Raw genomic sequence first — 367 nt, 5'->3', positions numbered from 1 at the left:
ACCGAGCACATCACCGCCGACTACGAGGCGGGGGTACTGACCCTGCGCATCCCGATCGCCGAGCGCGCCAAGCCGCGCAAGATCGCCATCGGCGACGGCCTCAAGCAGATCAGTAGCTGAGCGGGCCGCTCACGACCCGCGCTCGAAGTTCGCAGACCAGGACGGGAGGGATTCCCCCGCCCCTCCCGTCCTTCCACCCTCACGGCCCCTACCGCATATGGGGGAGACGAGCGCCATGACGTTGAGATGGGATGCTTTCGTCGAGCATGTGCAGGAACGCGGTGAGTACGCCTCCCGCGAGGAGGCCGACCGCGCCGCCCGCGTGGTCCTGGCCCTGCTGGGAGCCCACCTGGTCGGCGAGGACCGC

At 69.5% G+C, this 367-nt stretch carries 1 protein-coding gene and 1 pseudogene; both read left to right on the top strand.

Annotation, left to right across the window (positions count from 1 at the left end):
• A pseudogene (locus IF43_RS41370) lies at window positions 1-120 on the top strand (Hsp20/alpha crystallin family protein); the annotation flags it as partial.
• Between the two features lie 115 nt (window positions 121-235).
• Window positions 236-367, top strand: a 132-nt coding sequence (locus IF43_RS41365) for a DUF2267 domain-containing protein (RefSeq protein WP_158939700.1), incomplete at its 3' end; no start/stop codon positions are given.

The sequence above is a fragment of the Streptomyces sp. NRRL S-87 genome (genome assembly GCF_000719335.1).
Classification (GTDB): domain Bacteria; phylum Actinomycetota; class Actinomycetes; order Streptomycetales; family Streptomycetaceae; genus Streptomyces.
This window is presented reverse-complemented; position numbering and strand designations above follow the sequence as displayed.